Here is a 14,478-nt window from a genome sequence, read left to right on the forward strand (position 1 = left end):
TAAAACACTTCTGCCCCACTCTTCTTAGCTCCGCCGAACGGAGCCCTTCGAACGTTCTAGAATAGAACAAATTAAACCAATCCATATGTACGGTGTTTATACGGATATTTTTGGTAGGCTTCTTACGAATATCGCTTTCGATTCACACAATAGCATTATACTTATTGAGCCTCATAATAGACGACAGCAATATAATAAAAACGTAGATACGGAAGAGTTACGTCTGTAAAGCGCGAGGCATTTACATACAGTTTTAGCTATGAGGAGGTCAAATGGGTGACTGGGACTATTTATATGACATGCATAATGAAGGTTATAGCGCTGATCAGATAACTGACGCAGCAGGTTGCGGGTATAACCCATATGATATTAACCTAGATCTACATGCTTTAGGGTTATCTCCTAAAGAATGGGAGGCGACTGATAGTAATTTTAATTCAGAGTTATCCAAAGTTAACCCCAAGTTAGAAGTGATCTTTGAGAAGTTGGTGGATAATGCCGAAGCTTTCTACGATCTTACAAATCGTTATTTGCAGATTTGGGGGGAGTTAGGAGAGTTATATGCCGAAATTAACTATGGGATTAAGCGGCATAAACCACATACTAAAGGGTCAGACGGAAAGCTAGGAAATGACTTCATCGAAATAAAAACGATTTCTCCTGAAAAGAATAAAGAAGAAGTGAAAGTGAAACGCGCTGGAAACTTTAATAAGCTTCTAATTGTAAAAATATCCTCCGACTTTACGTTTGAAGGGCAGCTAATCGCCCGAAAAGATCTACCGAAAGGTGAAGGTAAACATGCAAGAGCTTCATGGGAACGTAAGAAAACTGTAGTCACAAAACCACAAACTGTAATCACAAAATCAATGACTGGCTCACCTGAAGCCAAAATATATGCAGCCCTAAAGGTTCCTACTTATTTAGATGCCGAACTTCAAAACAAGCTTGGTTTGTCGGAGTTAGATTTCACAAAAGCAGTTAGTGAGCTTTCTAAATCCCAAAAGATTAAGCGTTCACTAGAAGATGGTAAAAAATGGGTACGCAATACAAAGTAACCTAGTAAATCGATAAGACAGATTTGCAACGATTGGCATTCTCAGTTCAAGTTGAATTTAGTGCTTACAGTTCAATTCTAAATAAGTTGAGTGGTGGCGTCGTTTACTGCTTAACGTTACATCAGCCAATCCACAATCTAGTAAATTAGTAAAATCGTTAACTCATAATTGCCCCCAAAATCACTTAGACCAAATACTCTACAGATTTTAGAGATGTGTGTTTGCCCTATCAAAACTTATCCGAGTTCAGCCTATCTAGAATTTTGCTGCACTAAGCAACCTAACCGCTCAATATGGTTGCTAACATGTTGATTTCAAATAAAGTGACAGATGAAAGACGGCATTATCTATCCATGAAATAGGCTTATACCCGTATAAAAAGTGTTATACCTATCTCTGATAGGTCTACTCTAAGTCTATAATTCGACACCTTATGGATAGTGTGCTTACAGCAGCCCCTGGAGATAGACTTCGAATAAATCTAAGTGCTTTTGCTAGGTCTTGTGTTTCAATTTTAAATTTATTATCAATACGCCCATCATTAGTCATATCGGTATCTACAACGCTAGGGCATAAACAGCAAACCTTTACCCCAAAAGGGAGCAGTTCGTGATAAAGCGATTGGCTATAACTAACAATTGCAGCTTTTGTCGCTGAATATGCTGCAATCTTAGGGACTGGCGCCAAACCAGCAGTAGAGCCAAGGTTATATATTTCCCCGTAGCCTTGCTGTTTCATTTTCTCCGCAACTAAATTACAAGCAGTGATTGTAGATAAAAGATTTACGTTTACCAACTCAGAAAGCTTAGCTAAGGAAAGGTTAGTATTGCCTGCTGCCAAAACGCCAGCACTATTAACCATAGCATCAATATTTTCATGCTGTTTAATGATTGATGTAATAGCAGTTTCAACTTCAGATGGGTTATTGAAATCGACTGACATTGTCTCAGCTAGACATGAGGAATAGCATGACTTGAGCTCTGCTTTAGTCCGCTCAAGGTTTTCATTATTTAAGGAAAGTAACACCAAAGTGTATCCTTCCTGAGCAAAGTAATGAGAAATAGCTTTACCAATACCGCGACTAGCGCCTGTAATTATGGCAACTTTAGACATAGTGTATCCCTAAACTGTGTAATAAGTGCGTTGTTAGGTTAATGTACTAAATAGTTTCCAAAATTAGAACTGGTCTTTGCACCGTAAGCACACTAAGGTTTCAAGATACTTTTTCTAACCTGACCAAAACGGTTTATAGCCGTGGCCGCAAATCGTTTTTGTCCAGAGTCTTCATAGACCTGAAGTTTTACTCGTGGCACTTTTCTCAAAAAGTGCCAGCTAGCTCAGATCTGCCCCATTACCAGTCAGAGTTAACAGAATGTTAACATGTATTTGCCCTACTAAAAGTAATCCCTTGTCTGTTGGATATTTGCAAGGCAAACTGCTGGGCAAAAGTTCGAAAACACTCTGAATGTCTAAAAATCGCCATATTTTTCGAAACTAGGGATTTTATATCATTGGCTTTTCGGTTTCGGTGGCTGAAAGTTTGGGATAATTTGAAAACCATTTGGACATAGCTATGCCTGTACTCTTACCAGAGTACTAGCGGCAGAAGTTTCATAATTTCTGTTGCGCTGCGCTTACAAACCGATAAGAACATAAATCGATATCTACTTAGCCATCTTTACATACCTTTACATCACATGACGTTATCTTACTTACATTAGTATATTCTTAAGTAGTGAAACAAAGAGAAGGAAAACGTCATGAAAATCAAAAGCACGATAATCGCGTTACTCGGTATCGTTATTGCCTTCGGAGCAATGGCTGGTGGAATGAATAAAGGCATGAATAAAGGCATGAATAACAATATGTCACGCCCAGTATTTTCACAGTTTGATCTCGATGGTGATGGCAAGATAACCGAAGCCGAGTTCAATCAAGCACGCTCAGAACGTATTGCCCAGCGAGCAGAAGAGGGACGTACGTTGAAAAATATCAATCAAAGCCACAGTTTTGCTTCGTTAGATAGCAACGCGGATCGCGCTATCTCTCAACAAGAGTTTAATGCTCATCAAGGCATGGTGAACCCCAAAAATACCATGGGCAAAGGCAAAAACAATCAGTAGCTCAATTCAATCAGGCCTCCATTTGTGAGGCCTGACTTATTTTGAGATCAAGGAAGCAAATCCGCTTATGTTGGTGTGCTACCTTTTGCTTAAGGAAAAGCTAATATATAGTAAGGGAATCGCTATGACTAGGTATAGCTGGTTACAAAGGGCTCTGTTTGTTCCTCCTGTTTTGTTGGGCATCGCGTTATTGGTGATCGCACCAGGGATGAAGGCTGAACCGCCTAATGCGAGTAATACGGCTGCTAAAAAGGTGGTTCGGGTGTTGAAAGTCGAGCCGCGAAATATCCAACCTTCTGCCATCGGATATGGACATACCGAGTCTGTTCAAGACTGGCAGGCACAGTCTGAACTTGACGGCGCGGTTGTGTGGGTTTCTGAGCAATACAAAACGGGCGCTATTATCCGCAAAGACAGCGAACTCCTTAGAATTGACCCCACCGCTTATCAACTTACTATTGCCCGTTTGCAAGCTGAGCTTGAAGTGCTAATGCTAACGAATCAGACCATTATCGATTCGCTCAAGATTGCAGAGAAAGAGTTTGAGGTACAACAGTCAGAATATGCCCGCTCAATCAAATTGAGTGAAACCGGGCATATCTCCAAAACAGAGAAAGACCGCGCGACCAAAGACTTGCTCAGCAGCCAGCAACAGCTCCAGACACAGAAAAACCAACTGGCAATTAATCAAGCGCAGCAAAAGGTTTTGCAAACGGAACTAGCACTTGCAAACCGAGATCTCGAACAAACCGTAATTAAAGCCCCATTTGATATTCGCATTGTCGAAACCTTGGTTGGACTCGCCGAGTATGTCAACAAGGGGGAATTGCTGCTCAAAGCGGATGACATCGATGCCGTTGAGGTTCGCGCGCAGTTTCCGCTTGGTAAAATGCGTCCGCTAAGAAATTCCAATCGCTTTGACTCGCTTGACGAAGATGTTCATAGCAACTTGAGCGCGACAGTCGAGCTCCAAGCAGGCGATAAAGTAATTACTTGGCCTGCCGAGATCAGCCGCTCCGGCGGTGAAATCGATGCTCAGACTCAAAGCCAAAGCCTGGTTGCACAAGTAAATCAGCCCTATCAGCAAGCCATTCCCGGGGAGAAGCCACCACTTATTCGTGGGACTTTCGTTAAAGTCACGATTAAAGCACCAATGATGGAGCAACAAGTCTTGCTACCGATAAACGCCATCCATGATGGTAAAGTTTACACTGTCTCTGAAGGTAAACTGAAAAGCAAACCTGTCAGGATAGATTTCGTCCAAGGGCAGGTTGCGGTGATCAAATCTGGCGTGGAATTCGGTGATGTGGTTGTGCTAAGTAAACTTTCACCCGCCGTTGAGGGGATGGCTTTACAACCGCAACCGGATGAGAAAATCGGCCTTTGGTTGGATACGCAGAGCGGATTTAAAGCCCTAAACGCGATTCAGAAAGAGGGCAAATTATGATCGCTTTTTTTGCTCGGCACACCACTGGCGCCAATGTCCTGATGATGGCGGTACTGCTGTTAGGGGCTTTTGCCTTGCCCAAACTGCAGAAAGACACTTTTCCGTTGACGCCGACCAAAAATATTGAGGTTCGGATCGTTTATCCGGGCGCGTCACCTTTTGAGATGATGGAAGAAGTGTGTTACCCGTTGGAAGATTCTCTCGACAAGCTGAGTGGAATTAAAGAGTTAAGCTGTGATGCCCGAGAGAGTTTGGTCATCGCCAATGTGGAAATCGGCGATGATGAAGACATTGACACTTTAACCAGCGATATTCAACAGCAGGTTAACGCCATCAGTGATTTTCCGGATCGAGTTGAGCAGATCACGGTGTCGAAACTGGACCGAGTGGCAACGGTGGCCAGTGTCGCGATTACCGGCAATATGTCAGATAGGGACTTATATCTCTATGCCCAGCAAATTAAGCATAAGTTAAAAGAGAGCCCATTGATCGCTCAGGTGACCGTGAGCGGTTTTGCGGATCAAGAAATAGAAATTCGCGTATCGCAGTGGAAGTTGCAGCAGTACGGCCTGAGTGTGTCCGACTTGTCCAATCTAGTACAACAGCAAAGTATCAGCACTCCTGCTGGCGTATTTAGTAATGACTTGGAAGAGATCAGCGTCCGCTTCGACCACTTAGGCAGCAACGTCAGAGACTTCGAAAATATCGTGATTAAATCCAGTGAGACGGGGACTCAGGTTCGCCTCGGTGATGTTGCCGTTATTCAGCAGAAGTTCACTAGCGATGAAAATCAAATCCTGTTCAATGGTCAGCGTGCCGCTTTGCTTCAGGTGTCCAAAACGCAATTTCAAGATACCTTAACGGTCAAAGATGCGATCGTCAGCATCGTTGAAAAAGAACAGGCGAGAGCCCCTGAAGGCGTCGCTTTAACCATCACCCAAGATTCCAGCACCAATATTATTGAGCGTCTGAGAATCCTCACCAGCAATGGCGCACAGGGATTAGCACTGGCATTTTTGATGTTGTGGGCGTTTTTTAATATTCGCTTTAGCTTTTGGGTCACCATGGGGCTGCCGGTTTCATTCCTTGGCGCCATTTTTGCGATACAACTTCTCGGTTATACCCTGAATATGATGACGCTGGTCGGGCTGATTGTCGCGATTGGTCTGCTAATGGACGACTCGTTGATCATTGCAGAAAACATCGCTGCCAAGAGGCAACAAGGGCTACCCGCGTTTGACGCTGCAGTTGAAGGTACCAAACAAGTCTTCCCAGGTGTGATTGCATCGTTTGCTACCAGCATTATGGTGATAGGGCCGCTGATGTTTCTCACAGGCAAGATGGGCGAAGTACTACGCTATATTCCCATCGTGTTATTGATTACCTTGCTTGTTAGTCTGATAGAAGCTTTCTTGATCTTGCCGTCTCATTTGGCACATAGCCATACTGAATCTCGCTCTAATCCTATACGGGACAAGTTCATTGCCGGTTTTGAAAACATCAGAGACAGATTCTTTGTGCCAGTGAGTGTCAAGGCGATGAATGCACCTTATCTTTCAGTAGGGATATTGGTGATGGTGGTGATGATTTCAACCGCTTCCATTTCGTCAGGTTGGCTGAAATTCAAAGCCATGCCTGCCTTGGAAAGTGATGTGCTGCAGGCGCGTATCTTGCTCCCTCAAGGCAGTTTACTGAGCCAGACAGAGGCGGTGGTGGAGAAGGTTTCAAACGCGCTTGATGAACTCAACCAAGAATACGCAGAGAAATACCCAAGCTCAAAACCTTTGGTCGCGAGCACCACGATCATGTTCAACTCAAATGCTGATGCTAATGAGTCGGGGCCGCATATGGCAACCGTCAGTGCCGATCTATTGCCAGCGCAATTTAGGCAGCAGAGCATTAAAGATCTGATCCAAGATTGGAAACAAAAAGTAGGCCCTACGGCGGATGTGGTTTCACTCAAGTTTACCGATAAAGAACGGGGCATTGCTGGCAATGGCATTGATATTCGGGTTCAGGGTGAGTCGTTACAAGAGCTCAATCAAGTCAGCCGCTCGCTGGTGAAATGGTTGAAGGGATTTGACGGTGTCTATAACCTCTCCACCGATCTGCGTGAGGGCAGAACCGAATTTCACGTTAACCTTAAAGATGAAGCTGGCGTGATGGGAGTTAATGCTTCCAACATTGCTCAAACGCTGCGCAGCGCGGTAAAAGGCAGTACTGATCTGACGGTTTTCCAACAAGGCGAGCTGGTGGATATTAGTGTGAGACTGGATGAGTTTACGCACCAAGCTAGCCTGTATGAGTTGAATAACTTGATGGTGACGGCAGGCAATGGAACCCTAGTTCCATTATCAAGTGTTGCGACGTTTGACAGAAAACAAGCCTTCTCGCGAATTCACCGCATTAATGGGATGAACACTGTGGTTGTGCAAGGCAATATCGATACGCGGGTTGCCAATGCGCGTGAAATCATGCTGCAGTTCAATAGCGAATTTGTCTCGCAAACTCAACACAAATTCCCAGACATCACCTTCACCTCGCAAGGTCAGGATAAAGAAAGCTCAGATACGGGCTCCTCGCTGGCGACCTTCTTTGCTCTTGGCGTGGTGGGGATTTATCTTATTTTAGTGTTCCTGTTACAAAGCTACACTCAACCGATTGCTGTGCTGCTGGCAATCCCTATGGGCTGGATTGGTGTGGTATGGGGGCACTTGGGCATGGGGTTCGATTTGACTATTCCAAGCTTGGTTGGCTTTGCTACCTTAGCGGGTATCGTCGTTAACGATAACATTCTGTTGGTCAATTTTATTAAGAAGAATATCGCCCAAGGCGAGCGCTTGATAGACGCTTGTCGAGAGGCGGTACGTGACCGATTTAGAGCGATATTTATCACCTCGTTAACCACATTTGCAGGATTGCTTCCACTGTTAATCGAAACCAGTACGCAAGCGCAATTTCTGATCCCGTTAATTGCCAGTATTGCGTTTGGCTTAGTCTCGGCTACGTTACTAGCGTCAATTGTTGTGCCTTGCGTGCTGCTTATTTTGGACGATTTAAAGCTGACCAAATGGGCAGAAGGTGCTCAATCTTCCCTTTGAGGCCCTTGGGAGTGCATGCTGAACCATGTCATTTAGCCCGGCATGAAAATGGTAGTTTGCGTAGAATTTATTTGGCGATTAAACCCTATCACTGACTGCTGTTTTTTTGCGTACAAAAAACAATAGGGTCAGGTCTTGTCTTTTGCTCTTTGGTGGCAGTTTTTCTATCAGGTTTAGTTATTTGTCATACCTGAAGTTATTAGTCATTTGCTAATGTTTGATTTTCCAAAACTCATTTCTGTCCAATTATCATTTTTAGCGACAGCTGCCCCGTTTAACTTGATTGCATATGCTAGCTAAGTAAAACATTATTGTTATTTAAGCCACTTATACATGGCCACTTTCCCTACTCTGGAAAGTGGTTTTTTTTGTTTTGCCGTACCTGTGGTTATTGATGGTTTGCTAATTTAACGAAAGCGCTGGCAAATAAATGTCCAAAAACGAGTTGAACGAAGCCGCTCTGCGGCTGTGATCCGACTATCAGTTAACCCTGTTTAAACTTGATCAGACCTTCATAATCACCGGCATGAATCACTGAGTTGATTTTTCATATACGCCAGAAACGAAAAATGTCGCATCCATGCGACATTTCTCTTTTGGCGGCCAAACCAGTTTTGCTATATCCATTCTAGAGTGAAACCCATTCTACTCTTCATACTTGAAGCCGCAGCGTTGTTAACTGCCTAAGTTCACCCAAATCACATAGAGCCCCTATGCTCATAGGGCTGAACTTATTTGTTGCCTAGCTGCAATTCCAATTATTTTGAGTAGCGATATTATTCAGAATGTACTTATAAGACGCTGTTAATGTTGATTAGTTCCCTCTATGCGGCATTTTTTTTCGATTTATTTTCTAAGTCGAATGACGCTGCGATCAGTTTCTTGGTGTAGTCGTTTTTCGGCGCATTGAAAATCTCTTCTGCAGCCCCTTCTTCCATCACTTCGCCCTTCTGCATCACCAGCACTCGATCCGACAGAGCTTTCACTACCGAGAGATCGTGGCTGATGAATAGGAAGCCGATATTGTGCTTAGCTTGAATGTCTTTCAGTAGGTCGATCACGGTCAGTTGTACTGAGCGATCGAGTGCTGAAGTCGGTTCATCCAGTAAAATGAAAGAAGGTTCAAGAATCAGCGCGCGAGCAATCGCGATACGTTGTCTTTGTCCGCCAGAGAACTCATGCGGATAACGGTTTATTGAATTTGGCTCTAAGCGAACTTCAATCAATGCTTTGCGCGCTCTTTCTAAACGTTCTTGCTTGGATAGATGAGGTTGATGCACCGTTAAGCCTTCGGTGATGATTTCCCCAACTGTCATGCGTGGTGATAAAGAACCATAAGGATCTTGGAACACCATTTGGACATCTTTCTTGAGCTTGTGACGCTCTTTATCATTTAATAAGCTAACGTCTTGGCCTTTGTAAACAATACGTCCGGTACTTGGCAGCAAGCCGATTAACGCTCGTCCCAGTGTTGATTTTCCTGATCCGGATTCACCAACAATACCCAAGGTTTCGCCCTGTTTAAGATTCAACGAAATGCCTTTTACGGCTTCGAAGTACTGACTTTTACTCTTGATGAAATGTGATTTAACCAAGAACTGAACTCGGATATCGTCAGCAGACAATAGCTCTGGGGCTGACGCCTCAACAGGAACCTTAGCGCCTTTAGGAATCGAGTTAATCAGCATGCGTGTGTAATCGTGTCTTGGATTCTCGAATAAGGCTTGAGTCATCCCTTCTTCAACTAGCTCACCTTTGCACATCACCAGAACACGGTCGGCAAAATGTTTTACTACGCCAAGGTCATGGGTGATGAACAAAATTGCCATGCCCATTTTGTTTTGGATTTCTTTGATAAGAGAAAGCACTTCCGCTTGTACGGTCACATCCAATGCGGTGGTGGGTTCGTCGGCAATCAAAATATCGGGCTCGTTGATTAAAGCCATCGCAATCATGATGCGCTGCAACTGACCGCCTGAAAACTCATGCGGATACTTGTTGTAAGCCTGTTCTGGCATTGGTAAATGCACAAGATTGAAGAGCTCTAGCACACGCTGTTTTGCTTTTGATTTCGATACATTGCGGTGGCACATAATGGCTTCAGCCACTTGTGTGCCCACGCGCAGGTATGGGTTGAGAGAGGTCATCGGTTCCTGAAAGATCATGCCGATTCTGTCGCCACGAATCGACTGCATTTCTCGTTCAGTCTTGCCAAGTATTGATTGCCCCTCAAATTCTATTTCAGATTGAGCATCAATGATGGCGTTATCAGGGAGCAAACGCATGAGTGCGTTAGAAGAGACTGATTTACCTGAACCTGATTCACCAACAATGGCCAAGGTTTCGCTAGAATTAAGGGTAAAGTTAACCTTTTTTACCGCATCAATGATTCCATCATTGGTTGTGAAGCTAACGGAGAGGTTATTGACTTTAAGAATGGCCCGGTCCGACATGATATATCCTTATCAATTTAAGACATTAGGTGAAGATTTCACTTCTGACGTGGTTTTAAGTTGCCCAAAATGGTGATGAGCACGTTGAATTTGTTCTAGTTCGAGCATCCAATACGAACTGCGCTGAGCGCTGCAAAAAGCGATCAGGTGATTGAGCAAACCTTCGCTCTGCTTTTCCAATAATCCAAAGGTACGTTGAATCAGCTCAGTGTTCTCCAGAGAGATAAATTGCATCAGAGCGTAAGATTGATTCAAGGTATCGAAGGCTTGTTGGTGCTGACCTAATCGGTTGAGTATCTCTGATTGAGCGACGCTCGCGTCTCTTAACCCGGCAAGCAAGCAGGCAAATTGGCAAGGCTTGATATCGCTTTGGTATGCTGCATCTTGGATGTGGTGAGGAAGTGAGGTTAGAACATCACCATATAGGCGCTGTGCTTCAGGCCAGTGACCTTGTTCCATTAACTGTTCAGCTTTTAGGTAGTGCATCCAGCATCGTTCAATTTCCATATCCACATCCTCAATTTATAATATCTGAAAATGTTAATGATATTTGTTATCAATTGCAAATTAAAATCATTCACATGTTAAGTTGGTGAATTAAATGACGAGCTATTCCTAAAAATGGCTTAAATTGTGTGTTATTTGTTCAGTTGAACAGCTGTGTAGCGTAAGTCACTAAATTTGTAGGAAATTACATCTACACTGATTTTATCTACACCCAAGTAATGAAGGACTAAGGAGGCGGCGATGGCGATGCAAAGACTCAATACAGAACAGCTGTATCAGGTAGCGGATTTAGACAAGCTACCATGTAAGTCGACCAAAGAACTGGCTCCAATTGACGAAATCGTCGGGCAGGAACGGGCACAAAAAGCCGTTGAGTTCGCGATGTCAATCAAGGAAAAGGGTTACAACATTTATGCGATAGGGCGAAATGGTCTGGGTAAACGCACCATGATCTTGCGCTATCTGAACCGTCACCCTCAAGAAGTGCAGGAGCTTTTTGATTGGTGTTATATCGCGAACTTTGAAGATATTCGTACACCTAAGGTACTGAAATTGCCGCGTGGCGTTGGCAGCAGCTTAAAGCAAGATATTGAAAAATTGATGCGTAAACTGCTGAAAGGTATGCCTCTAGCGTTTGATAACGAGATGTACTTTAGCCGTGCTGACAGGCTTAAAAACCAATTAGCAGCTAAGCAACAAGCCGCGTTAGAAAGCATTAGCCAAGAAGCGAAAGACAAGGGCATTAACCTGACGATCACCACTCAGGGTGATTACCAGTTTGTGGCAATGAATGGCGATGATCTTCATACCGAAGAGAGCTTTGATCTGCTTTCGCCGGAAGAGCAAGATCAATTCGATAAAACCATTGATGGATTGGAAGTCGGCCTGCGAACCATCTCTCGTGAACTGACGGAACTTGAAGAGACGTACACTGAGAAAATTCAAAAGCTGAATGATGATACGGCGCGAGATGTGATCACGCACTTCATCAAGCAATTGAAGAAGGATTACAGCCAATATCCAGACATTAAAAAGTACCTAACGGCACTGCGTAAAGACATTGTCGACAACGCTGACATCTTCTTAGAAGAGAGCACTGAGCAAGCCGAAGTTGCAACCGCTTCTTTGGATAAGAAAATGCCGCGTCGCTACAAGGTTAACGTGATTGTGAGCCAAAAGGAGGAGACTCTGCCGATCGTGGTGGAAGAGAATCCAAATTATCACTCTCTGTTTGGCTATGTAGAAACGGCGACGTTCAAGGGTACTGTCTTTACTGACTTCTCATTGATTCGCGCAGGTAGCTTACACAGAGCCAACGGTGGCGTATTACTGATGGATGCGGTGAAGGTACTTGAGCAGCCGTACGTTTGGGAAGGCTTGAAACGAGCACTGCGTTCACGTCAATTGAGCTTCACTTCATTAGAAAAAGAGGTGACCTTAACGGGGGCGGTATCGCTTGATCCAGAACCGATTCCATTGGATGTTAAGATCATCCTGTTTGGCGATTACCGAACTTACCAACTGCTGCAACACTACGATGCAGAGTTTGGTGAACTGTTCCGTGTAACGGCCGATTTTGAAGATGAGATGAAGCGTACTCCCGATTCTGAAATGCATTACGCGCGCTTTATTTCGAGCATCGTGCACGACAACAACATGCTGCATTGTGACCGTAAAGCGATCGCTCGCATCATTGAGCACAGCTCTCGTCAGGCGGGTGACCAAGGTAAATTGTCTCTGCACTCTGCTCACATTGCTAATCTGCTTCGTGAATCAAACTACGTGGCGAGAGGCTCAAAATCGAACCTGATTCGTGCAACGCACGTTGACCAAGCGTTATCTAACCAACAGATGCGTGTCGGACGACTGCAAGACAGCGTGATGGAAACCTTCACTAACGGCACAACGCTAATCCATGTTGATGGTCAAGCGGTTGGGCAAGTGAATGCGCTGTCTGTACTCAGCACGACGGATCATATGTTTGGTGCGCCGAACCGAATCACGGCAACCACCGCTTACGGTGATGGTGAAGTGATTGATATTGAAAGAAACGTAGACCTAGGTGGCAGTATTCACTCAAAAGGCGTGATGATCTTGTCGGCTTACCTTTCTTCCGTATTTGGTAAGACAGCCAAAGTCCCGCTCACCACTAACATCACCTTCGAGCAATCGTATGGTGGCGTCGATGGTGACAGTGCGAGTATGGCCGAGTTCTGTGCGGTTGTATCAGCGTTCTCTAAGCAACCAAACCGTCAAGATATCGCAATTACAGGCTCGATGAACCAGTTTGGTGAGTCTCAGCCAATTGGTGGTGTGAACGAGAAAATTGAAGGTTTCTTTGATGTGTGTGAAATCAAAGGGCGTTCAAACGAACAAGGGGTGATCATCCCGCGTTCAAATGTTCACAACCTGATGCTGCGTAGCGATATTGTGAAAGCGGTTGAAAAGGGCGAGTTTAATATCTGGGCGATTGACCATGTAACAGAAGCGATTGAACTGTTCACAGGCAAAGCCGCAGGTGAGGCGAGTGATGAGGGTAGTTATCCAATTGATACTATATTTGGTATCGCCCAAGCTAAACTGAACGCACTGCGCAAATAGTTTGAATATCTAGATACACAGTTTAATAGCTAAGCTAAATAGATAGATAAACAAACAGATAAACAGCTAAAACGCAAAAGCCATCGATTCTAGAGTCGATGGCTTTTTTGTTGGTTACGATTTGGTTTACCAGTGAGCTATTTGTATTTGGTCAGCTTGCTGTATTCGGTGAAAGTCGCGTGTTAAAAGGCGTTACCCATTTCGTAAGCAAAGCTTGGTGCCATCGAACTTCAGTTTTGCCAACAAGTGTTTGGCGTTAGCTCGGCCAATATCATCAAATTCGACACCGTATCGAGCGTAGTGTGTCGATTTCTGTAGATTGCAGACGATGCCTCGCAATGGCGGAATCAGTGGTCCGTTGTAGTTCTCAGGGGTTATCTCAATAGACACGCGATCGGCAATCTGAATCGCACGAGAGGTTGGTGAGGTAACGAAACGACAACCACTTTTCGATAAGTCTCTTATCTCACAGTTTGCTCGCTGGTCGTTGAAGATGATTCTTGAAGCCAGATTCACTTCATAGCGTGTTTCTTTACGTAGCTGTGTCACTTGCATCGTGCTTGGTGTAGACAGCACTAGAATAGGGAAGGGTTCACCAATCTTATGGTGAATTTGGCTTCTAAAGTGGATAAGCGCGCCTTCACCTCGTAGAGAATACGCACGAGCGGTCATCCAAAAACCTTCTTGAAAGAAAAAGTTCAGATCTTCATTGGATACCTCGGGAACCTCAACCACAATACAGTTATCACTGTGCGTTCCGATAAACTTGGTGGTGGCGAGAAACTTCGTGCCAACGGGAGTCGAGACATTTAATGTCAGCTCACTGCCGTGCTCAATCATGGCCAGTGCATCAGTGCTATTGATAGTGGAAACGGTGCGATTACGAGGGTCTTGAAGTGCCTGATTATGCTCCAAAGGCTTCTTCAGAGGTGCGTTCATTATATGTTCTCCATGCGCCAACATGCGTCTGTTAGTTATACTGGTAACTTGCTAATAAGGGGTTATTACGTGCTAGATTTAGTAGGTGTACTAACACAATTTATAGAGTGCTTTTAATTGGTTTGAATTTTATTTATAACCACACGCTATAATAATATTTTCTTTGATTGTAAGTACTTAGTTTTATTTATATGCACTTGAGCTAGTCTATTACAAGGAACTCATACTTCAAACTTTTATTGTTTGTCGTAT

At 44.1% G+C, this 14,478-nt stretch carries 9 protein-coding genes; 5 read left to right on the top strand and 4 right to left on the bottom strand.

Going from position 1 to position 14,478, the window contains the following annotated elements:
* Positions 1-272 precede the first annotated feature (272 nt).
* Positions 273-1,055, top strand: coding sequence for a hypothetical protein (locus AB4167_RS05290; protein ID WP_102431267.1), 783 nt, complete (start codon positions 273-275; stop codon positions 1,053-1,055).
* A gap of 405 nt (positions 1,056-1,460) precedes the next feature.
* Here the strand turns inward: AB4167_RS05290 and AB4167_RS05295 are convergent, their stop codons facing one another.
* Entirely contained in the window at positions 1,461-2,168 is a 708-nt protein-coding gene (locus tag AB4167_RS05295; RefSeq protein WP_017071106.1) for an SDR family oxidoreductase, read from the bottom strand.
* Between the two features lie 647 nt (positions 2,169-2,815).
* On the opposite strand from AB4167_RS05295, the gene AB4167_RS05300 reads away from it, so the two are divergent.
* From AB4167_RS05300 to AB4167_RS05310, 3 genes are all read left to right on the top strand, one after another.
* Positions 2,816-3,178, top strand: coding sequence for an EF-hand domain-containing protein (locus AB4167_RS05300; protein WP_372136252.1), 363 nt, complete (start codon positions 2,816-2,818; stop codon positions 3,176-3,178).
* 124 nt (positions 3,179-3,302) lie between these two features.
* On the top strand, positions 3,303-4,625 hold the full coding sequence (locus tag AB4167_RS05305) for an efflux RND transporter periplasmic adaptor subunit (RefSeq protein ID WP_032545691.1): 1,323 nt from the start codon (positions 3,303-3,305) through the stop codon (positions 4,623-4,625).
* The gene (locus AB4167_RS05310; protein WP_102394013.1) at positions 4,622-7,726 is read left to right on the top strand and encodes an efflux RND transporter permease subunit; all 3,105 of its coding nucleotides are present in this window, start codon (positions 4,622-4,624) and stop codon (positions 7,724-7,726) included. The genes AB4167_RS05305 and AB4167_RS05310 overlap by 4 nt, the downstream gene beginning before the upstream one ends.
* Positions 7,727-8,550: 824 nt before the next feature.
* Here AB4167_RS05310 and AB4167_RS05315 read toward each other — a convergent pair.
* Positions 8,551-10,179: an ABC transporter ATP-binding protein gene (locus AB4167_RS05315; protein ID WP_372136253.1), complete on the bottom strand. Its 1,629-nt coding sequence runs from the start codon at positions 10,177-10,179 to the stop codon at positions 8,551-8,553.
* Between the two features lie 12 nt (positions 10,180-10,191).
* On the bottom strand, positions 10,192-10,686 hold the full coding sequence (locus AB4167_RS05320; RefSeq protein ID WP_102320288.1) for a hypothetical protein: 495 nt from the start codon (positions 10,684-10,686) through the stop codon (positions 10,192-10,194).
* 240 nt (positions 10,687-10,926) lie between these two features.
* Here AB4167_RS05320 and AB4167_RS05325 point away from each other — a divergent pair, with 240 nt between their 5' ends.
* Positions 10,927-13,287, top strand: coding sequence for a Lon protease family protein (locus AB4167_RS05325; protein WP_017061577.1), 2,361 nt, complete (start codon positions 10,927-10,929; stop codon positions 13,285-13,287).
* Positions 13,288-13,479: 192 nt separating this feature from the next.
* Here AB4167_RS05325 and AB4167_RS05330 read toward each other — a convergent pair whose 3' ends face one another.
* Positions 13,480-14,226 carry a flagellar brake protein gene (locus AB4167_RS05330; RefSeq protein ID WP_017065025.1) on the bottom strand — a complete coding sequence of 249 codons (747 nt, stop codon included), beginning with the start codon at positions 14,224-14,226 and terminating at the stop codon, positions 13,480-13,482.
* Positions 14,227-14,478: the final 252 nt, after the last annotated feature.

It is taken from the genome of Vibrio sp. 10N.286.49.E11, assembly GCF_041469505.1.
GTDB lineage: Bacteria > Pseudomonadota > Gammaproteobacteria > Enterobacterales > Vibrionaceae > Vibrio > Vibrio crassostreae_C.